This window comes from Alkalibacterium thalassium, from assembly GCF_900101165.1.
Taxonomy (GTDB): Bacteria; Bacillota; Bacilli; order Lactobacillales; family Carnobacteriaceae_A; genus Alkalibacterium; species Alkalibacterium indicireducens.
In genome coordinates this window covers 1-21,002 of sequence record NZ_FNFK01000012.1, presented here as the reverse complement: position 1 = coordinate 21,002, position 21,002 = coordinate 1, and the positions used below count along the sequence as shown (strand labels likewise).

Below are 21,002 nucleotides of genomic sequence, written 5' to 3'. Positions count from 1 at the left end.
ACTTTGATGGATTGACTCATCGGAGTTCTTTTTCTGTTTATACAAGGATTAACACTGTTACAATTGTGTTACAAGCATAATAAATGAAATATAACATATCGTGTGCTATTATAGTTTCGAAAGGATGAAAGGTATGACATTGACGACGTTGCAGTCACTTATTGCACTGGTTTCACATATTTTCTTTATATTAACTGCATTCTGGTCCCTGCAGGCGATACGTACGGACACACTGATCAGGAAATATCATATTCCTCAGGCCAGAACATTATATATTCTTGCAGCCATTGCAATTGGATATACAGTCAGTCAGTTTTTTCTCGAATTTATTCTTTTAATACAACAGCTGTTTTTCTTCTTATAACATCTCAAATAAGAATTGTACAGAACAGGAGTATATGTCACAAACTTGTCATGGATAAAGGGATTTCAATTGGTTCCTTTTTCAACAGGTATCTGGTATACTGTATCAGGCATTTTATATTCTGATTGCTTAATGCATTAAATATCTGACAATTACAATTACAGTAGACAATTCGAAATAAGCTTGGTTTAAATAATGGAGGGCATGGAATGGATAAAATAATAGTTAGTGGAGGACGAAAACTCTCGGGTACAGTAGAAGTGGATGGTGCTAAAAATGCGGCACTACCAATTCTCGCTGCAACAGTTCTGGCTGAAAGCGGACAGAATGTTCTGACAAATGTCCCCTTGTTGTCTGACATTTATACAATGAATCAGGTACTGACACATTTAAATATGCCAGTATCCTTTGATGAAAATAAAAAAGAAATAATCATCGACTCAACAGATGATTTGAACAGTGAAACACCATTCGACTTTATGAGCAAAATGCGTGCATCAATTGTTGTAATGGGCCCTCTTCTGGCACGTACTGGTTATGCTAAAGTCGCGTTGCCAGGCGGATGTGCGATTGGATCACGACCGATCGATCTTCATTTGAAAGGTTTTGAAGCAATGGGTGTCGATATACATATCGGCAATGGTCACATTGAAGCTTCAGTAGATAAGCTGAAAGCCGCACATATTTATCTGGACTTCCCGAGTGTGGGAGCAACTCAGAACATTATGATGGCTGCAACCCTAGCTGAAGGAACGACTACTATAGAAAACGTTGCAAGAGAACCTGAGATAGTTGACTTAGCCAATTTCCTGAACAAAATGGGAGCCAAAGTAGTTGGTGCAGGCACAGAAACGCTCAGAATCGAGGGGGTCTCTTCCTTGCAAGGGATCGAGCACTCTATCCTTCCTGACCGAATCGAGAGCGGAACATTTATGGTGGCAGCTGCGGTTACTCAAGGAGATATCTTGATTAAAGACTGTGTCTCCGAACACAACAAACCCCTTATTTCAAAATTGAAAGAAATGGGTGTAACTTTTGTCGAATCATCTGAAGGTTTGCGCGTGATCGGTCCGGACAAGCTTAAACCAACTGATGTCAAGACGATGCCTCATCCTGGCTTCCCTACGGATCTGCAGTCTCCAATGACTATTGCTCAGCTGGCAGCTGAAGGCACAAGCATCATGAGAGAAACAGTCTTCGAGAATAGATACATGCACATGGAAGAACTGAGAAAAATGAATGCATCTTTCAAAGTCGACAGCCAGAGCCTGATCATTCACGGTGGACAAGAACTACAAGGAGCGGAAGTGGCTTCAAGTGATCTGAGAGCCTCTGCAGCCCTGGTTCTTGCCGGACTTATTGCAAAAGGCTATACTCAAGTGACAAACTTAAGCCATCTGGACAGAGGGTACTCTAATTTCCACGCTAAAATGCAGAAACTGGGTGCTGATCTGGAAAGAGTATCTGATCAGGAAACTGTTTCAGAAAAAAATAAGAGAATCTCAGCAAGCTGAGCCATGATAGTGGAATAATTAAACGGGCAGCCATTGTGCTGTCCGTTTTTGTAGTCTGTAAAGTGGAAGTACATCTTTCTGTCCAGGCTGCTCGACTTCTCCAGCAGGCAGTATGGAGAATACTTATCCAGAATGAATAAGTATAATGTGTTTCTTATATTACTTTTATTTACTACCTTTTATTTACTACGCAGAATTTTCCCAATTTATGGTTGCTCTTTTTTTCTACTTTAAGTATCATAGATAGAGTGAAAACATTTTTAAAGAATCTCGCATTGTAATACAGTAACTGACAGTTGAGAGGAGACAAACGATGGCTAGAGATATTGGCATCGACTTAGGAACAGCAAATGTGCTGGTGCATGTTAAAGGAAAAGGAATCGTCCTGAACGAACCCTCAGTGGTCGCTCTGGATACAAAAACGAATGAAGTACTCGCGGTGGGAGAAGACGCTTATATGATGGTCGGACGTACACCGGGAAACATTAGAGCAATCCGCCCCCTGCAGGGTGGAGTGATTGCAGACTTCGATATAACAGAAGCCATGCTGACATATTTTATTGATAAACTGAATGTGAAAGGGTTTCTATCAAAACCGAATATCCTGATCTGCTGCCCAACTAACATTACAGCAATTGAACAAAAAGCGATCATCGAAGTAGCGGAAAAGAGCGGCGGAAAGAATGTCTATCTTGAAGAAGAGCCTAAAGTTGCGGCTATTGGTGCAGGAATGGATATTTTCCAGCCGAGCGGCAACATGGTCATCGATATCGGTGGTGGAACAAGTGATATTGCAGTCCTTTCTATGGGCGGCATAGTAACCAGCCGTTCCGTAAAAATTGCCGGAGATACTCTGGACAACGATATTACTCAGTATATCAAGAAGAAGCACAATCTTCTGATTGGGGAACGTACGGCAGAGACTGTTAAGAAGGAAATAGGCGTCATATTCGATCATGGTCGCAATGACGAAATGGATGTCAGAGGACGTGACATGGTCACTGGTCTTCCTAGAACGATTACGATATCATCACTGGAAGTTATGGAAGCTACGAAAGAATCCATGGCCGTCGTTGTCGAGCAGGCAAAATCTGTTCTGGAACAGACCCCACCTGAACTTTCAGCTGACATTATCGACCGGGGCATTATTCTCACCGGTGGCGGAGCCATGCTTGACGGCATTGAACTGCTTTTCGCTGAAGAATTGAAAGTGCCAGTGTTCAAGGCGGAAGATCCATTGGATAGTGTAGCTCTTGGAACAGGAATACTTCTTGAAAACCTTAAGCAGAGAAATAAACTGTATTAAATATAGTAAGTCGATAAGTCTGGAATGTGAGTATTGGAGTGTTCGCTGATGACGTGGAAAACAATCTTAAAAGACATAGCATTTTATGTAATAAAAGTTCTAGTTGTTCTATTGCTTATAGCAGCAGCTTTTATAGGAGGAGCAATGTTAGGATACAGCGTCATTGGAGGAGCTGGGGATCCTATGGATGTTTTTAATCCGGAACTTTGGCAGCATGTATTGGACTTTATATTCTGATTTTTAGCTGTTTTGACGTTTATCTTCGGATAAGCGTCTTTTTTTTCGTGACTTTCTGATTCTTTTAACAATATGTAATAGTAGGGAAAGAGAAATCTTTCTACTTTAATTAGAAGAGAGGAAAAAACATGAACGCCATTTCATTGATAGGAAGGCTGACCAAGGATATAGAGTTGAAAGATATTGGGGAAGGACGGCTTGTCACCAGTAATACCTTAGCTGTAAGAAAGACCTACAAGAAAGATGGAAGCAGTGATGCGGACTTTATTCCTTTTGTTGCCTGGGGAAAGCGAGCCGAACTCCTTGAAGAGTATTGTTCAAAAGGAGATCTTATTGGACTGACGGGGCGGATGCAGTCCAGGTCTTATAAAACAGAATCAGAAGATATGAGATATGTCGTTGAAATGCTTGTCGAAGATCTGGAGTTTCTCCAGAAAAAGAGCCCCGACAAAGTTGCTGCTAACCCCAGCTGAATCACTTGAAAAGAAACCGGCAGGATGACTAAGTCATCCTACCGGTTTCTGCTGTCTAAACAGCAGTAGGTGATATGAACCAAATTTGACGCCGGGCATGTCATACAAGGAAATTCTTCACTATTTACATTGATTTACATAGAAAATTCAACTATGGTAGGTATAATAACAGGAGCACGTATTATAGAAAGAAGGATTGTTATGCATATTTTAATGGTTGAAGACAATGAATCAGTCTGTGAAATGATCGAAATGTTTTTTCTAAAAGAAGAATGGGAGGCTACCTTTGCTCATAACGGTAAAGAAGGACTTTCACTATTTCAGGAGAATGAAAACAGCTATGATCTTGTCGTTCTTGATCTCATGCTGCCTGAAATGGACGGCATAACAATTTGCAGAGAAATAAGAAAACAGTCCAGGACAGTTCCTGTAATTATGCTGACTGCCAAGGACTCGGAAAGTGATGAAGTGATCGGTCTTGAAGTTGGGGCGGATGACTATGTCACTAAACCGTTCAGTCCGCTTACTCTCGTCGCACGCATTAAGTCGCTTCTGCGCAGAGCCAATGTGAATGCCTCCGATTCAGCCAATGCTGAATATGAAATAGAAACAGAGCACTTGAAAATGGACCGGACGACTAGAGAAGTTCTACTATACAATCAAGCTCTGGATAATCTGACACCTAAAGAATTTGACTTGCTTTACACTTTAGCCAACAGCCCAAGACGAGTTTTTTCGCGTGAGCAGCTTCTTCAGCTGGTATGGGATTATGAATACTTCGGAGATGAGCGGACAGTTGATGCACATATAAAAAAATTACGTCAGAAACTGTCGGAGAATGGTCCCCAGGTAATTCAGACTGTATGGGGAGTGGGATATAAATTTGATGATACGGGATCGATCGATTAAGATGAAACTGCCGTACTTCTACCAGCTTTTTCTTGGTTTTCTGGCAGTTATCATTATTTTAATGACTGTGACGGTAGTGTCACTTGTTCATTTTGGACGGAATACTGCGGTGAAAAGCATCGAGACTCGCTTATTTCGTTATGCTGAATCGATTACAGATGAATCGCTGGACGGCGATGACCTCAGTACCATTCAGGAGCTCCTTTATGCTCAGGGGGTATCGTTTTTTGTCTTTGACGAGACAGGCTCTCTAATTTTTCCAGAGCTTCCTCCCGATATGGAGGCGAGAGTGGTTCCCGAAGAAATAGACCGGCTGCGCAGAGGTGAGCGTCTGTCGCTGACTACAAATCAGGAAGACATGCTGGGAAACCCACGTGAAACGGCTCTGATCTATCTTCCTTATTTTGACAATCAGCAGGGAGACTATTCTGGTTTTGTTACAGTTAGTGCACCGGTCAGTCATATTGATGAACAAATGGAAGAACTGGAAGGGAACCTCTTTCAGGCATTTCTGATTTCAACAATATTAGCTGTACTGATGAGCTTTATCTTCGCTCATAATCAGGTTAAGAGGGTAAACCGATTAAGAAAAGCAGCACATCAAGTAGCTGAAGGCGAGTACAGTATACGTTTGGGCCATAAGGAAAGAGACGAAATCGACTATCTCTCAAGAGATTTCAATCGTATGGTCAGCGCGCTCAAGTTATCCCAGGAAGAAGTGAATCGCCAGGAGGAGCGAAGGAAGACATTTATGCAGGATGCGGCTCATGAGATGAGGACCCCCTTGACTACAATCAATGGCCTGCTGGAAGGACTCGAGTATGGGGTTATTCCTGAACAGCAGAAACTGAGAAGTATTCAGCTGATGCGCAAGGAGACACGCCGTCTGATCAGACTGGTCAATGAAAACATGGATTATGAAAATATCCGTTCCAATCGGATTGTTCTGAATAAGCATTATGTGCCTCTTGGTGATATACTTGAGGAAATTAAGGAACAGATGAAAGAGATAGTTGTGGAATCAACTAACACACTGATAATAAAAGATGTTGAAGGACTTTTTGTATATTCGGACTACGACCGGCTGAAGCAGATACTGGTGAACCTCATAAAGAATGCCATGCAGTTTACTAGTGAAGGAACGATTATTGTCAGTGGAACAAAAACTGACGAAGGAGTCAGTATCAGCATAGAGGATACCGGGATAGGCATGTCTGAGGAAGAGCTGCGCTTTATCTGGGAACGGTACTTCAAAGCGGATTCTTCAAGAGTCAATACGAAGTATGGAGAGTCTGGTCTGGGACTTGCTATTGTTCAGCAGCTTGTCCAGCTTCATCAGGCTAGCATAGATGTTGAAAGTCAACCAGGCGAAGGAACCATCTTCACAGTTCACTTTCCTGATAAAGAGGAAGGGTATAGTGAAGAAGAATGAGAAAAACTTTTGAGAAATTCATTAAATCTTGAGAATATCTGACCTGTAAGGGCTTGTATGGTGGATGGAGTTAAAAGATCGTTCATTTTCATGTAAAGTTCTTTACAGGTCTGATTTTTTGGTCTATATTTATTAGTTGAAAGAGGCGTGTTAAGTACTGAATTAAATTTGTACTAACGGGCCGTCATGTCTAACAGAGATAAAGAAGGGACTTATATGTCTAAAATAAAACAAATCTTCATGAAACAAACTGATCTATTCAGTGTACTTATCGTTCTATTCTGGCTGAAAACTTATGTTGCCTACCTAATTGAATTTGAACTGGGGGTAACTGGGTGGCTTCAGCATGTCATTTTACTGATCAACCCTTTAGGGCTGGGTATCATTCTCTTTTCTGTGGCACTTTTCAGCAAAAACAAGAAACGTCGTACCTGGATACTGATGGGGATTCTGCTGGCGGCTACGCTGCTTCTCTATTCAAATATTTTATACTACAGAGAGTTTACTGACTTTCTGACAATGAACATTTTAGTAGGATCCAACAACGTATCCGGTGCACTGATAGCGTCCACGATAGCCATGATGAGGCCTTGGGATGTTTTGTACTGGATCGATGTTATAGTCTTTTTGGCTTTGATGTATAAGGTTAAAAAGGGCCAGTCATTAATTGGAAGCAGACTGGATATCAGCAGGAAAGCAGCTGGTACACTTCTCTTAGGTATTCTTATGCTCGTCGGGAACCTGCTGCTGGCAGAAATCAGTCGACCGCAGCTGCTTACACGGACATTTGACCGGAATTATATTGTTAAATATTTGGGAATCAACTTTTTTACAGGATACGATGTCTATCAAACAGCTAAGAATTCTCATATTAAAGCCAGCGCTGACGAATCTCATCTTGAAGAAATCGTCAGTTATGCAAAAGCTAACCGTGCTGAACCCAATCCTCAATATTTTGGAATGGCAGAAGGCCGTAATGTCATTGTGATCGCTATGGAAAGTATTCAGCAGTTTCTGATCGATTATGAGCTGGAAGATGAAAACGGCGAGACACACGAAGTCATGCCTTTTGTAAACAGTCTTTATAATAGTGAAGAGTCCTTCAGCTTCAGTAATTTCTATCATCAGACTGGACAAGGAAAATCTTCAGATGCTGAAATTCTCACTGAAACGTCTCTATATGGACTTCCTCAGGGCAGTGCATTTCAGACTCTTGGGTCATCCAATACATTTCATGCAACACCGGGGATACTGAAAAGTAAAGCTAATTATACATCAGCAGCCTTTCACGGCAATGTCGGTTCTTTCTGGAATCGTTCAGATACTTATCGGCAGTTCGGTTATGATTATTTTTTTGATGCCGCATTTTATGATCTGTCAGGAGATCGGGCGCTTGAGTATGGATTGAAAGACAAGCTGTTCTTCAGAGATTCTGTTGAGTATCTTGAGCAGCTTCCACAGCCATTCTACACCAAGTTTCTTACAGTCACACACCATTTCCCGTATCCTCTGGACGACCAGAATTCTGGGTTTCCGATTGCACAGACAGATGATTCTACAGTGAATGACTTCTTTGCCACTGCTAATTATGCTGACGAAGCGATGGAGGAATTTTTCACTTATCTGAAAAAAACAGGGTTATATGAAAACTCTATTTTTGTCATGTATGGGGATCACTACGGTATTTCCAATATGAGAAACCCTCACGTGGCTCCACTTATTGGAAAAGATCCTGAAGAGTGGGGAGAATTTCAGAATGCCGAGATGCAGAAGGTTCCGTTTATACTTCACATTCCTGGAATGGATGAAGGGGAAGTGTTCGACATGCCGAGCGGGCAGATTGATGTGCTGCCAACCCTGCTCCATCTTCTTGGTATAGAAACGGATGATTATCTGTTTATGGGACAGGATCTACTCTCTCCGGGACATGACAGCAGCGTACCGTTGAGGAATGGACGAGTGATCACAACTGACTACACCTTCATTTCTGACCGGATCTACGACAACCAGACTGGGGAAGAATTATCCGAGCAGTTTACTGAAGCAGAACGTCTTGAACTTCTCGCAGAACGAGACCGTGCTCGAATGGAAATGAATCATTCGGACAGACTGATGTCCATGGACTTGCTCAGATTCTATCAGCCGGAAAGTCTGACACAACTTGAACCATTGGATTATACGTATTCCAATCAGATGGACATTCTTCAGAACCATCCAGAAAAACATACGAGTGTAATTGAGAAGAACGACGGTCATTCCACACTTGAACTTTATGAAACAGATGCTCCTGAAATCAGAGAAAAGATGGATTATATCTATCGTCCGAAACCTGGACTGATGGAAAGAATCAGGAACTAATAGAATGAAGAATGATAAGAAGAGAGATGAACAGACTGTTTGTCTCTCTTCTTTTCTTCTCGATTAAACTGTAAGTATCATGTATGGTATAATTATAAAATGAAAGCAACAATGAAAAAGAAATCAAAGGGGCACATTATGAAGAATTTACAAGTAAAAAAACTGGCAGCCAGTCGGATACAAAAAGGGTATCCGGCTTTAGAAGACTATGATTTCAAAGATAAGGACCAAGTTGTAGAAGGCGACTTTGTGAGACTGGTAGACAGCTCCCGCAAGTTTGTCGGGCTTGGCTATATTGGAGACGAGAAAAAAACTGCCGGATGGGTACTGTCTCTAGACGATACTGATAAGCTTGACATATCTTTTTTCGATCGTCAGTTCAGAATTGCACGTAAGAAACGGACCCCATTTTATGCAGATAAACTGACGACTGCTTTCCGATTCTTTAATGGAGAAGGCGATGGAATCGGTGGGATAACGGTGGACTATTATGATGGGTATTATGTCTTTACATGGTACAGCGAAGGGATTTACCAGCATAGAGACATGATTCTGGATGCATTCAGAATGGCTGTGCCCGACTACAAGGGAATCTATGAAAAGCTGCGCTACCCATCAGCTTCATTCAAGTCAAAATTTGTAGACGGAAAACAGGCAGACGAGCCAATGACTATTTTAGAGAATGGGGTTCGCTACAATGTCTACCTGGATGAAGGATGGATGACAGGGATCTTCCTGGATCAGCGAAATGTCAGAAGAAAAATCATGGAAGATCTGGGTATGGGCCGTAAAGTACTCAACGCCTTCAGTTATACTGGTGCCTTTTCAGTCGCAGCCGCAATGGGAGGTGCATCAAAAACAGTCAATGTTGATGTAGCAAACAGAAGTAAGGAAAGAACTAGAGAACAGTTTGAATTGAATGGGTTGAATCCGGATGATCATGAAATCCGAGTAATGGATGTTTTTGATTATTTTGACTATGCCAAGAAGCATCAACTGCGCTTTGATCTGATTGTTCTTGATCCACCAACTTTTGCAAGAACTAAAAAACGAACGTTCAGCGTAGATAAGGATTATACTGAACTCGTAAAAGATGCAGTAGAGGTACTGGCTCAGAACGGTGTACTCATTACTTCTACAAATGCCTGGAGCGTCAGTAGAGATGACTTTTTTGAAATGGTCAACGATGCACTGGAAGAGCTTCAAGTAGACGCGTATCTGATGGATGAACATGATCTGCCAGATGACTTTGCCGTCAGCAGAGCGTATCCCGAGGGCCACTATCTTAAAGTGTTTGTGCTTGAACGGACAAACTAAATTAACTATATAAGTGTAGACGTTCTGCAGGTTGACCCGAGAGGATAAACTGCAGGGCGTTTTCTTGTAGTGCAGGAAAGGCTGAGTCTAAGTGATTATCGAGGCTTAACGGTAAAATGAACGGTCCATGTAGTTATGATTTTTTTCATGAAAAATTATGTTCTTTAAGCTAACTTATACTGAAGGGCTCTATAGGTATGCTAAAATAGTAGGGCATATGTAGAAAGGAAGATCGTGATGACCGCTTATATCAGTGTTAAAGACGAAGTAAAGAAATACAAATCTGGAGAAACAGAAGTGATTGCAAACGACAAAATCACTTTCGATATTGAAAAAAATGAATTTGCTGTAATCGTCGGTCCTAGTGGTGCAGGAAAAACAACTGTTCTGAATATTCTAGGTGGGATGGATGCTGCAGATGGAGGAGAAGTCATTATAGACGGAACCGATATTGTGGGCTTCGACCAGAAACAACTGACTGAATACAGGCGCAACGATGTCGGATTCATCTTTCAGAATTACAATCTGATTCCTAACCTGACTGCGAAGGAGAATGTTGAATTGGCAGCTGAGATCTCACCTGATGCTCTTGATGCGGAGGAAGTGCTCATAAGTGTCGGACTGGAACATCGGATGGACAACTTTCCGGCTCAGCTATCAGGAGGAGAACAGCAGAGGGTGGCTATTGCCCGGGCCCTAGCTAAGCAGCCTAAGTTGCTTTTATGTGACGAACCCACCGGAGCACTGGACTACGAAACTGGAAAGAAAGTTCTCGACCTTCTCAGCCGTTCAAAAGAAGAATATGGAGCAACGGTTGTCGTCATCACTCATAATCGTGCCATTGCTCCAATGGCTAATCGAGTGATCGACATCAATAATGCGAAAGTCAGAGAAGTCACCATCAATGAACAGCCTCAGTCGGTTGAAAGCATTGAGTGGTAAGTAGATGTCGAATAGAAATGAGGGTATAAGATGAAATATAGAACGGTTTGGAAAGACACTTTAAGAGAAATCTGGCGGACAAAGACCCGCTTTCTGTCTATTTTCGCCATCATTATGCTGGGCGTTGCCTTTTTCGCTGGCTTGAGTGCAACGGGGCCAGTCATGGTCCATACGGCCGATGAGTATTTCGATGACCAGCGGCTCAGCGATCTGCATGTGTTTTCAACCATGGGGCTCGAAGATGAGGATATCGATCTGCTGGAAACACTAGAAGACACACGTGTTCAAATTACGTACAGCATGGATGTGGTGTTTGAAAAGTCCGGGCAGTCATCAAAAATTATGGGCCTCCCTGATGATTATGAGGAAGTCAATCAGCCTTTCGTCGTGGAAGGAAGACTGCCGGAGACGGTCAATGAAATTGCACTGGATAACACGAACAGCTATGTGGGCGACTATAAAATCGGGGATACAGTTCAGATCGAAGAAGGTACACCGGACGAATATGAAGAAAATTTTTCTGAAACAACTTTCGAAGTAGTGGGATTTGTCAATCATCCTCGCTATATTGAGCGGATGGAACGTGGCAACACCCAAGTCGGGACAGGTTCTCTGGATGGATTCGCATTGGTACTTGAAGAAGTGTTTGATATGGAAGTACATACAGATGCCTATTTACTTTTTGAAAACGCACGCGAGTATGAGGTGTATTCAGAAGACTATAATCAGTATATTGATGAGCGCACAGAAGAAGTCGAAGCATTGCTGGCAGATCGTCCTTCCGAACGCTATGAGGCACTCGTTGAGGAAATCGAAGAAGAAATCAGTGACGGCTATTATGAAATCGAGGAAGCGCGACAGGAGCTGGAGAATGCCGAGCAGGAACTGGAAGACGCCCGAATTGAAATTGAAGAAGGGCTTGAAGACTACGAAGAAGGACTTGCTGAACTGGAGCAGGAAGAAGTAGACGCCAGAAGCGAAATCGAAGATCAGCGTGCTCAGCTGCAGTCCGCTCTTGCTGAAGTGGAATCAAATAGACAACAGCTTGAAGCAGCTCAGATAGAAGATCCACAGACCTCCATTGAACTTAATGCTCAGGAAGAACAGATCCAGCAGGGTCTGGCTGAACTGGCACAGGCAGAAAATGAGCTTGATACTGAAATTCAGAAAGCGAGTGCTGAATTGGAAGATGCCCGCGTTGAGCTTGAAGAGGCACAGGAAGAGTATGAAGAGGGGCTTGCCGAGTTCGAAGAAGAACAGGAGAGTGCAGAAGAAGAGATAGCAGAAGCAGAAGCAGACCTGGCAGAAGCCGAAGAGGAACTTGCTGATCTGGAAGAGCCGGAATACTTTATACAGGATCGGACGTCCTTTCAGGGCTACGAAGAGTTTGATGAAAATGCAGAACGGATCACAGCAATTGCGCAGATTTTTCCTGTCTTCTTCTTCCTGCTTGCGGCACTGATATCGCTCACAACAATGACTAGAATGGTCGATGAGGGAAGAAATCAGATTGGAACACTAAAAGCTTTAGGTTATGGAAACTTTCCTATTGCGATGAAGTATTTCGTTTATGCCTTTATCGCAACAGTTGTAGGTGGAATTATAGGTCTGCTACTAGGTTACTGGATCTTCCCAACTGTAGTAATGGATGCCTACAGTTCAATGTATAATCTGCCATCCGCAGATACACAGTTCTACTGGAGTTACGCCGTCATTTCAATTACAGGTGCACTCATTGCAACAGGTTTATCGACACTCGTATCCGTTCGTCTATCATTGAGGAGCAACGCAGCTGCCTTGTTGAAGCCAAAAGCACCTAAAAAAGGGAAACGGATCTTCTTGGAATACATGCCATTTATCTGGAATCGGTTCACCTTTACTCAAAAGGTTGCGTCGAGAAATCTGTTCAGATATAAGCGCCGCATGCTCATGACTTTATTTGGAGTGGCTGGTGGAACTGCACTGCTTCTTACTGGGTATGGACTTTCCGACTCGATTGGAGATATCGGAGAGATACAGTTTGGAGAAATCAATCTGTACCAGGCTATTGTCTCAGAGAACACTGATGCCAGTGAAATTCAGCTCGAAGAGTATATAGAGACACTTGAATCCTTAGAAGGGCTGGAAGGGCACCTACACGTCAGTCAAGATAATGCCTACGCAGAAAGAGACGGGGAATCTCACGATATCAATCTATTTGTCCCAAGCGAACCGGGTCGGATGGAAGAGTTTGTTGACCTTCGCGATCTGGATGATGAATCGGTTACCTTTGATTTACCTGAAGAAGGAGCCATCATCACTGACAAACTGGCCGACCTGCTGAATGCTGATGTCGGAGATATCATTACTGTAAAAACTAATGATTCAGATGTGTTTGATATCGAAGTTGAAGAAATAGTTGAACACTACGTTCAACATTATGTTTATCTGTCACCTTCAGCCTATGAAGAACTCATGGGAGAAGAAGCTGAATACGATACACGCTTATTGAGGTATGATACAGAGGCAGTCGACGACGATCAGCTGGGACAGCAGCTGACAGCTGAAGATGCTGTTCAAGGTGTGGCATTCGCCGCCGCGATCGAAGACGCGTTCCAGGATTCGATGGATAGTCTGGATGTAGTGACCATTGTCCTGATCGTTTCCGCAGCTTCACTGGCCTTTGTTGTCCTATACAATCTGACAAACATCAACGTTTCTGAACGGATACGCGAACTGTCTACCATTAAAGTGCTCGGGTTCTTTGATAAAGAAGTGACGATGTATGTCTATAGAGAGAATCTGGTGCTCACTGTCTTAGGAATCCTTACTGGTTTCGGACTAGGATTCATCATGCACCGGTTTGTTCTGCAGACTGCAGAAATCGACATTATGCGTTTCGCAAGACAGATCAGTTTAACCAGTTATCTGTACTCGTTTCTGCTGATGTTCTTCTTCTCAAGCTTGGTCATGCTAGTCATGCACTTTAAGCTGAAAAGAGTGGATATGGTAGAAGCGCTCAAAACACAAGACTGATGCGCACACGTTTATTGAGTGTGGGGGGAGGTAAGCTATGGATGGATTTAAAGAAGCCGAGAGTGTTGGAGAATTAAGGAAGCTGATTGACAATGAAAAACTGGTTTTCGTCTTCCTCTACGGCGAACATTGTTCCGTTTGTCATGGAGTGATGCCTCAGATTAGACCGATGATCGATAGCTATAATGACCTGACGTCTATTCAGGCCGATATAGAAAAGCTCCCCATCTTATCTGGAGAGTTTATAGTCTTTACCGTCCCTGTTGTACTTCTTTTCCTTGAAGGAAAAGAAGTGCTTCGTATTGCGCGTTTCATACGTACGGAAGAGCTCAAGGACAAGATCGACAGGATACTGGAATCGGTTTAGGTGAATCATTGAGTCATTAGGATTCTTGATTAAAACTGCAATGCTAAAAAAATAAGCTTATAACGAACGGCAACAGTACTTTATTCTGAAACGGAAGAGGATAACTGCCCTGTCTCAACAGATAGACTCCGATGTGTTTTCAGATCAGTATTGTCGCCGTTTTTTGTTAGATAAAGGCTGCAGCGGCAGCCATAATTAATAGATAATTTAAGAAAGAGACTCGTTTTCTCGAGTCACCACAGCATCTAAGTGACCGGGTACAAAAGCAAGTATTATTGCTCACTCATATTGAAAAGAGGCGTGGGAGGATATAAATCACGAGAGTATCGCCCACTCGATTAGAAAAGATGGTTGGACAGGCAATAGCTGTTAGTAAAGCGAGCGCCCGAATGAAGGAATCGATCGAGCGGGAATTAAAGCATAAAAAGAGGAATTCTCGAGAGAATTCCCCATCTTAATTACTTAACGATCAGCTGATCAGCCAGTCCATTTTCCATTCTCGTGCTGCCCAGTCCATCAGTTCGTTGACATCCTTAGTCAGGTCGATCGACGTCAGATCTTTACCAGTCGATAACGTGTCTGAAAGGTTTTCTATTTCATAAGTCAATGCCCGGCCATGCTCACCGGCCGTTACTTCCTCCGTCTGACCATCTGAATAAGTGATAAGTGCTGAATCAGCTCTTGGATAATTCATGACTGTGATATAAGCTCCTTCGCATACAATCACACCTTGTTTTGGCATTTTGGAACGGAAACTGAGTGAGACTGTACTCATTTCACCCTCTTTATTACTGAACTGGAAGGAACTGCGCTCATCCACACCACTGTCATGTAATGAGACAGTGGTCCTACGTTCATCAGGCTGGCTGGAAAGGAAATACCTCATGAAGGAAAGAGCATAGACGCCAATATCAAGAAGTGCGCCTCCGCCTAGATCAGGATTAAAGAAGCGGTTTGTCGGGTCATTGGGTTTCAGGCTGCCGAAGAAAGCATGAACCATTTTCAAAGGACCGAATTCTCCTCCAGTAATGCGTTCCTTCAGCTGAGAGAAAATTGGCATATGATAAATCGTCATGGCCTCAGCTACAATGAGATTCTTCTCTTCGGCCAGCGCCAGCACATCGTCGAGTTCGTTCTTATTCATCGTGATGGCCTTCTCACACAAAATATGTTTATTGGCTTTAAGAAGCATCATCATATTATCCTTGTGCAGGCTGTTGGGCGTAGCCAGATAGACAATATCTATTTCAGGGTCATAAGCCAGCTGCTCGTAGCTGCCGTATGCTTTGGGGACCTTGTACATACTGGAAAAGTCAAAGGCTTTCTGTAAGGTACGCGAGGCTACAGCCGTAAGTTCCGCTTTGTCTGTATCGAATGACTGGGCGAACTGGTGAGCAATGTCTCCTAATCCGATCATGCCCCATTTTATCTTAGTCATAATTATCCTTCTTTCTGATTGCACATTGATGATAATAGTGTAACAAACTATTCATTTAATGAGGAGGACAATCTTCTGCACTTACTATCGACTTAAAACAACTTATGGTAAAATAAACTGGAAGTATTGAGGGGACGAGTATTGGCAGTAAATTTGATACAAGCCCAACTCACGACGTGATGGAGACTTATGTATTCGATTGCTGAAAAACAGGATCTGGAAGCAGAATGAGATAAAGGAGAAGCGATTGTGGTAAAGAAAAAAAGTAAACGCAAGCGAACCAGTTTGCTTCAACGGTCGGTTCTGATTATTCTGGCCTTTACAGGTACTCTAGCTTTACTAGCTTCTTCGATCGAGAGCAGTCAGACTGATGAACAGAGCGAAGGATTTGCTGGAGACAGAACAGAGTTTATTCAAACAGTGGCAGCATATGCTGTGCCGCTGCAGGAAACTCACGGGATCTGGCCCAGTATCACCATTGCTCAGGCCATAGTTGAATCAAACTGGGGACAAAGCGGACTGGCTTTAAACGAACAGAATTATTTCGGTATCAAAGGGTCTTCAAGCCAGCCAGCTTATGCCACACTTGAGTATGAAGATGACTGGGTAGAAATCCAGGCCTCATTCAGAAGTTACGACTCACTTCAGGAATCAGTGGAGGATTACGCGGAACTTATTGCCGGGGGTACAAGCTGGAACCCGGATCTCTACAGGCCTGTGATCGAAGCAGACACATACAGAGAAGCTGCATATGCGCTGAAAAAATCAGGGTATGCGACCGATCCGACCTATCCTGACAAACTGATAGAAATTGTCGAATTATACAATCTTGATCAGTATGATCGTTAAAATTATATAGTAAAGAGGGAATACTATGACAGACAAAAAATATCCGCAAGTTCGTACGCACTTATTCAAAGATTATATCGCAGTACCGGAAGTCATCAGAAAATCGAGCGGTATCCTGATCAACGGGAAACGATTCAAGGCTCTGCTGTTCACTACAGACATTGCCCTGATCATGAACAACGATGCTGATGCGATCATGGCAGTCTATCCGTTTACACCGCATCCGGCGATTATTGAAGCTATTACATCTGTTTCAACCATACCCGTCATGGCAGGCATAGCCGGTGGAACTACCCAAGGGATCCGATCAGCTAATATGGCTCTCTTTGCCGAGTCTCATGGATGTAAAGCGGTCGTCATCAATGCTCCGACACCGACTGATACGATTGAGAAAATCAACGAAGTGATCGACATTCCAATCATACTTACAGTTGTATCTGAGTATACGGACATTGAAGAGAAAATCAAGGCTGGAGTGGACATCATCAATGTATCCGGTGCGTCAAAAACAAGCAAGATAGTAAGAAAATTAAGAGAAGCTTATCCGGACATTCCGATCATTGCGACAGGCGGTCCGACAAATGAAAGTATCCTCGAAACCATCGATGCCGGAGCTAATGCAATAACCTATACGCCACCATCAAATGGTGAGCTGTTCAGCCGCAAGATGATGGATTACAGAGAAAGAGAAAAAGACCGATTTGAAGAAGAATAACTAATCTGATTTGAAGGAGTTGCTGAGTTGAATAATAGCAGAAGAACACCAAAGAACAGGAATACCAGACGATGGATCTGGATTGCAGTCGGAACCGTTATGGCTGTCGGAGGATGGATCGTCTATACAAACTGGCGAGAAGAGCAGCGGGCGATACAGCGTCAGGAAGACGTGGAGGCTGCAGTCGACTCTTACCTGACAGCAAAAACAGCATCCGACTTTGATACTTTTGTTTCCACATTATCAATTCAATCGGTATCTGAATTTGATTATACTGAAGAAGAACTTGCCGAGCGCTATGAAACGATTTTTCAGGGGATCGGTGCAAATGATCTGGCTGTTATGGATCAGGAGATTCTCCTAGATGAAGAAGCAGATCAGTATAGACTGACTTACACGCTTCGCATGGACACCGTCTTAGGGCGTCTGGATGACTTGAGATATGAGACAGTCATTAAGGAAACGGAAGACGACATAACACTTGAGTGGGCCCCCTCGCTTATACTGCCCGGCATGGAAGAAGGGGACAGCGTACGTGTGTCCTTTACAGAACCTGATAGAGGATCGATCTATGACCGGCATGGCAATCTTCTTGCTGGAGAAGGAGATGTCTATCAGGCTGGCTTGTATCCGGCATCTCTTGGAGAAGGGGACCAGCGAGCGACTAATCTCGACATAATCAGCGAGACATTCGATGTCAGTGTCGACCATCTTGAGAACCTGCTGAATCAGGCATGGGTGACAGATGAAAGTCTAGTGCCGTTCACAGTAGTTGAGGAAGGTGAGACTCCGGAAGTGACTGGGGTAAGGTATCAGCGTACCAGTGAAAGAGTCTATCCTTTAAATGAAGCAGCTGCGCACCTCGTTGGTTATATCGGTGAAGTGACGGCTGAAGACATTCAGGAAGATCCGACCCTGGCATCCGGACAGATCGTAGGGAAAGCCGGCCTTGAAGCCGTCTTTGACTCTCAGCTCAGAGGACATACTGGAGGCAAGATTTCAATAGTAGATGCCAGTGACGAAGTAAAAGAAGTCATCATAGAAAACGAGCGACAAAATGGACAGTCCGTTCGTCTGACAATAGACAGTGATGTTCAAAGAGACCTCTTCGATTCATTTGAGAATGAACCGGGTGCAGGAGCGGTTATGCATCCATTGACAGGTGAGCTGCTGGCTCTAGTCAGTGCACCATCATACAGTCCGCAGTCCTTCACGAGAGGTATTTCTGCTGAAGAATTTTCTGGCTACATGGATGATGAAAATACTCCTTTTGTAAATCGCTATACAAGTCGATACGCTCCCGGATCGACCTTTAAAATCCTGTCCTCTCTTATTCTTCTGGATGACGGCGGAATCGATCCTGATGAAACAAACCGGATCGAAGGCCTGCAGTGGTCACCTGATCTTCCAGGTTTTGGAAATCACAGCATTACGAGAGTCAGTGAAAGTGTGAGCGATGTCGACCTCGCAACAGCTCTAATTTATTCTGATAACATTTACTTTGCCATGGAAGCTCTGGATATGGGGGAAGAGGCCTTCACTGAGTCACTAAATCAACTCCCCTTTGGAGATAACCTTGATCTTCCTTTTGACATGACACCAGCACAGTTTGCTAACAATGATACCATTGACGGTGAAACGCTTCTTGCTGACACAGCATATGGACAGGGACAAGTCCTGATGAACCTCATTCATCAGCTGGTATTCTATTCACCGGTCGTCAACAACGGGCGGCTGACCTATCCGACAGTTCTGTTAAATGAACAGAGAGAAAATAGTGATCAGCTGTTCACTGATGAATCTGTCAGTATTGTAAGGGATGGTCTGATAGAGAGTGTAATGCATCCTAATGGAACAGCTCGTGGACTTCAGAATGTGAGCCACTCTACAGGAGCAAAAACAGGGACAGCAGAAGTCGCTGGAGAAGAAGGAAACGATACAAACGGCTTTTTATATGTGTTTGATGCAGATGATCAGACCTACTCGTTCGTTGGTTTTCTTGAAGGACAGAGAAGTGGAGATGTCATTGACCGGTTTGACACATTCCTTGATAATCTCAAACCCTCTATATCAGATTATGCCGTCAATTAAGGCAGTTCCGTGACAAGATGAAATACTTGTTGTATCCCTGATGTGTATATGATATATTGACTGTGTTTTTTGTATGAAAGGTTTTTAATAATAAAGGAGAAAGTTATGAATAGTGACCCTTGGAGTATACAGCCCTTTATTGGGCCGATAATAATCATCATCAGTCTGATTGCAGTTCACGGCATACTGTCTGCAGCTGAAATAGCAATTGTTTCAATCAATCCAAATAAAATGATTGAGCGTTCTTTAGAAGGCAATAAAAAAGCAAATCGCGTCCTTAAAATATTGGATCAGGCGGATGCTTTTCTGACTACTATTCAGGTGGGCCTGATGCTCTCATCTTTACTGATCAGTGGAGCAGCTGTCTACTTTGTGAGTCTGATTTTCACAGCAGCAGATTTTCCATTTACTGAGAATCTGGCTACTGGAGTCCTGTTCAGTTCTCTGATCATGACTCCAATCGTCATTCTTCTGGGAGACAAGCTGCCAAAAGCGATTGCTGTTCAGAATCCTGACCAGACAGCCATGGCACTATCGGGTATGGTCTATGTCCTGCGTACAGTGACGCGACCTGTTGTATGGGTGATGGATCTTATCTTGAGAGGCCTTAAACGCTTCCTGCCTATTGACTTCAAAATGAACGAGAAAGCTATCACCAGAGACGAATTCCGATCATTTCTTGAACACAGTCATCAGCATGAAGTCATCGATATTGATGAGTTTTCAATGCTGAAGGGTGTTCTGTCACTGGATAATAAAATCGCCCGCGAGGTAATGGTGCCAAGAACGGATGCATTCATGCTTGATTATGATGATCCGAACGAGGAGAATATTCAGGAAATGCTTGAAACCCCTCATTCGCGGGTCCCGTTGTACTTTAAAGACAAAGACAACATATTGGGCATAGTTCACGTTAAGAATCTGCTTAAGGAATCGAAAAACCAGCCCCTCTATTCGATCGACTTAAAGTCCATCAGTAACGAGCCGCTGTTTGTTCCTGAAACGATTTACATTGACGATCTTATTTTTCAGATGAAACGCACACAGAATCAGATGGCAATATTGAACGATGAATATGGTGGTGTTGTCGGGATTGTTACTCTTGAAGATCTGCTGGAAGAAATCGTTGGAGAAATTGATGATGAGTATGATGAGTCAAACAATTTAATTGAAGAAATAGACGAGAATCATTATAGTGTAGATGGAGCTACTCCACTTGATGAATTTAATGAGTTCTTTGACACTACCATCGACTCTGAGGATGTAGACACGATTGCAGGATATTTCATCACAGAGTACGGCAGTATTCCAGATGAAGAAGAGTCGGCTTATATCGAAGTACAGCAGCTCCGTCTGACTGTAGATAAGATGGAAGGATCAAGGATCAGTAGTCTGATCATTGAAAAATTAACTGAAACAGAAGATGCTCAACATTCAAATGGAGCAGAAGAAGAGTCATAAGGGGATCGTTCACCTGTACTCTTGAAACAGGCTGAGACAGATTCGCTGTCTTGGCCTCTATTCTTATTAATTAGTAAAGGTTAAGATTAATTGCGTGTCTAGCTTAAAGTGCCAGCCTCTCGAGAAAAAGATAAATTTACCCATTGCGCAGGATGCTCTTCTTCCGCATACTCTGTCTCTACGCATTGAAATGCTAGAGTCACAGCAATTCGGG

General features: G+C 43.1%; 17 protein-coding genes. 16 read left to right on the top strand and 1 reads right to left on the bottom strand.

Annotation, left to right across the window (positions count from 1 at the left end; genetic code table 11):
- Window positions 1-133: 133 nt before the first annotated feature.
- The 12 genes from BLR76_RS04485 to BLR76_RS04430 all read left to right on the top strand — a co-directional run bounded on the left by BLR76_RS04485 (window position 134) and on the right by BLR76_RS04430 (window position 14,234).
- The gene (locus tag BLR76_RS04485; protein WP_091265997.1) at window positions 134-364 is read left to right on the top strand and encodes a DUF1146 family protein; all 231 of its coding nucleotides are present in this window, start codon (window positions 134-136) and stop codon (window positions 362-364) included.
- A 209-nt stretch (window positions 365-573) separates the two neighbouring features.
- Window positions 574-1,878: a UDP-N-acetylglucosamine 1-carboxyvinyltransferase gene (gene murA, locus BLR76_RS04480; protein ID WP_091265995.1), complete on the top strand. Its 1,305-nt coding sequence runs from the start codon at window positions 574-576 to the stop codon at window positions 1,876-1,878.
- 313 nt (window positions 1,879-2,191) lie between these two features.
- Window positions 2,192-3,184: a rod shape-determining protein MreB gene (gene mreB / locus BLR76_RS04475; protein WP_091265992.1), complete on the top strand. Its 993-nt coding sequence runs from the start codon at window positions 2,192-2,194 to the stop codon at window positions 3,182-3,184.
- Between the two features lie 48 nt (window positions 3,185-3,232).
- Window positions 3,233-3,421 (top strand): DNA-directed RNA polymerase subunit beta, encoded by a 189-nt coding sequence (locus tag BLR76_RS04470; protein WP_091265989.1) that lies wholly within the window; start codon window positions 3,233-3,235, stop codon window positions 3,419-3,421.
- 128 nt (window positions 3,422-3,549) lie between these two features.
- Window positions 3,550-3,894, top strand: a complete 345-nt coding sequence (locus BLR76_RS04465; protein ID WP_091265986.1) for a single-stranded DNA-binding protein — start codon at window positions 3,550-3,552, stop codon at window positions 3,892-3,894.
- A gap of 201 nt (window positions 3,895-4,095) precedes the next feature.
- On the top strand, window positions 4,096-4,803 hold the full coding sequence (locus BLR76_RS04460; RefSeq protein WP_091265984.1) for a response regulator transcription factor: 708 nt from the start codon (window positions 4,096-4,098) through the stop codon (window positions 4,801-4,803).
- On the top strand, window positions 4,781-6,235 hold the full coding sequence (locus BLR76_RS04455) for a sensor histidine kinase (protein WP_245683030.1): 1,455 nt from the start codon (window positions 4,781-4,783) through the stop codon (window positions 6,233-6,235). The genes BLR76_RS04460 and BLR76_RS04455 overlap by 23 nt, the downstream gene beginning before the upstream one ends.
- Window positions 6,236-6,451: 216 nt before the next feature.
- Window positions 6,452-8,593: an LTA synthase family protein gene (locus BLR76_RS04450; protein ID WP_091265979.1), complete on the top strand. Its 2,142-nt coding sequence runs from the start codon at window positions 6,452-6,454 to the stop codon at window positions 8,591-8,593.
- 138 nt (window positions 8,594-8,731) lie between these two features.
- Entirely contained in the window at window positions 8,732-9,910 is a 1,179-nt protein-coding gene (locus BLR76_RS04445) for a class I SAM-dependent rRNA methyltransferase (protein WP_091265977.1), read from the top strand.
- A gap of 237 nt (window positions 9,911-10,147) precedes the next feature.
- On the top strand, window positions 10,148-10,852 hold the full coding sequence (locus BLR76_RS04440) for an ABC transporter ATP-binding protein (RefSeq protein WP_091265974.1): 705 nt from the start codon (window positions 10,148-10,150) through the stop codon (window positions 10,850-10,852).
- 30 nt (window positions 10,853-10,882) lie between these two features.
- Entirely contained in the window at window positions 10,883-13,867 is a 2,985-nt protein-coding gene (locus tag BLR76_RS04435; protein ID WP_091265971.1) for an ABC transporter permease, read from the top strand.
- A 37-nt stretch (window positions 13,868-13,904) separates the two neighbouring features.
- Window positions 13,905-14,234, top strand: coding sequence for a thioredoxin family protein (locus tag BLR76_RS04430; protein ID WP_091265967.1), 330 nt, complete (start codon window positions 13,905-13,907; stop codon window positions 14,232-14,234).
- Between the two features lie 469 nt (window positions 14,235-14,703).
- Here the strand turns inward: BLR76_RS04430 and BLR76_RS04425 are convergent, their stop codons facing one another.
- Complete coding sequence (locus BLR76_RS04425; RefSeq protein ID WP_091265964.1) at window positions 14,704-15,672, bottom strand: Gfo/Idh/MocA family protein; 969 nt, start codon at window positions 15,670-15,672, stop codon at window positions 14,704-14,706.
- A gap of 249 nt (window positions 15,673-15,921) precedes the next feature.
- Here BLR76_RS04425 and BLR76_RS04420 point away from each other — a divergent pair, with 249 nt between their 5' ends.
- The 4 genes from BLR76_RS04420 (at window position 15,922) to BLR76_RS04405 (ending at window position 20,788) form a co-directional block, all read left to right on the top strand.
- Window positions 15,922-16,521, top strand: a complete 600-nt coding sequence (locus BLR76_RS04420; RefSeq protein WP_176759608.1) for a glycoside hydrolase family 73 protein — start codon at window positions 15,922-15,924, stop codon at window positions 16,519-16,521.
- A 25-nt stretch (window positions 16,522-16,546) separates the two neighbouring features.
- Complete coding sequence (locus tag BLR76_RS04415; protein WP_091265959.1) at window positions 16,547-17,236, top strand: beta/alpha barrel domain-containing protein; 690 nt, start codon at window positions 16,547-16,549, stop codon at window positions 17,234-17,236.
- Between the two features lie 27 nt (window positions 17,237-17,263).
- Complete coding sequence (gene pbp4 / locus BLR76_RS04410) at window positions 17,264-19,327, top strand: penicillin-binding protein PBP4(5) (protein WP_091265956.1); 2,064 nt, start codon at window positions 17,264-17,266, stop codon at window positions 19,325-19,327.
- A 105-nt stretch (window positions 19,328-19,432) separates the two neighbouring features.
- Window positions 19,433-20,788, top strand: coding sequence for a hemolysin family protein (locus tag BLR76_RS04405; protein ID WP_091265954.1), 1,356 nt, complete (start codon window positions 19,433-19,435; stop codon window positions 20,786-20,788).
- Window positions 20,789-21,002 lie beyond the last annotated feature (214 nt).

What these genes read in the sequence shown, in the direction of transcription:
- BLR76_RS04485 (WP_091265997.1), top strand. Translation starts at nt 134, where the DNA reads ATGACATTGACGACGTTGCAGTCACTTATTGCACTGGTTTCACATATT.
- murA (WP_091265995.1), top strand. Translation starts at nt 574, where the DNA reads ATGGATAAAATAATAGTTAGTGGAGGACGAAAACTCTCGGGTACAGTA.
- mreB (WP_091265992.1), top strand. Translation starts at nt 2,192, where the DNA reads ATGGCTAGAGATATTGGCATCGACTTAGGAACAGCAAATGTGCTGGTG.
- BLR76_RS04470 (WP_091265989.1), top strand. Translation starts at nt 3,233, where the DNA reads ATGACGTGGAAAACAATCTTAAAAGACATAGCATTTTATGTAATAAAA.
- BLR76_RS04465 (WP_091265986.1), top strand. Translation starts at nt 3,550, where the DNA reads ATGAACGCCATTTCATTGATAGGAAGGCTGACCAAGGATATAGAGTTG.
- BLR76_RS04460 (WP_091265984.1), top strand. Translation starts at nt 4,096, where the DNA reads ATGCATATTTTAATGGTTGAAGACAATGAATCAGTCTGTGAAATGATC.
- BLR76_RS04455 (WP_245683030.1), top strand. Translation starts at nt 4,781, where the DNA reads ATGATACGGGATCGATCGATTAAGATGAAACTGCCGTACTTCTACCAG.
- BLR76_RS04450 (WP_091265979.1), top strand. Translation starts at nt 6,452, where the DNA reads ATGTCTAAAATAAAACAAATCTTCATGAAACAAACTGATCTATTCAGT.
- BLR76_RS04445 (WP_091265977.1), top strand. Translation starts at nt 8,732, where the DNA reads ATGAAGAATTTACAAGTAAAAAAACTGGCAGCCAGTCGGATACAAAAA.
- BLR76_RS04440 (WP_091265974.1), top strand. Translation starts at nt 10,148, where the DNA reads ATGACCGCTTATATCAGTGTTAAAGACGAAGTAAAGAAATACAAATCT.
- BLR76_RS04435 (WP_091265971.1), top strand. Translation starts at nt 10,883, where the DNA reads ATGAAATATAGAACGGTTTGGAAAGACACTTTAAGAGAAATCTGGCGG.
- BLR76_RS04430 (WP_091265967.1), top strand. Translation starts at nt 13,905, where the DNA reads ATGGATGGATTTAAAGAAGCCGAGAGTGTTGGAGAATTAAGGAAGCTG.
- BLR76_RS04425 (WP_091265964.1), bottom strand. Translation starts at nt 15,672, where the DNA reads ATGACTAAGATAAAATGGGGCATGATCGGATTAGGAGACATTGCTCAC.
- BLR76_RS04415 (WP_091265959.1), top strand. Translation starts at nt 16,547, where the DNA reads ATGACAGACAAAAAATATCCGCAAGTTCGTACGCACTTATTCAAAGAT.
- BLR76_RS04405 (WP_091265954.1), top strand. Translation starts at nt 19,433, where the DNA reads ATGAATAGTGACCCTTGGAGTATACAGCCCTTTATTGGGCCGATAATA.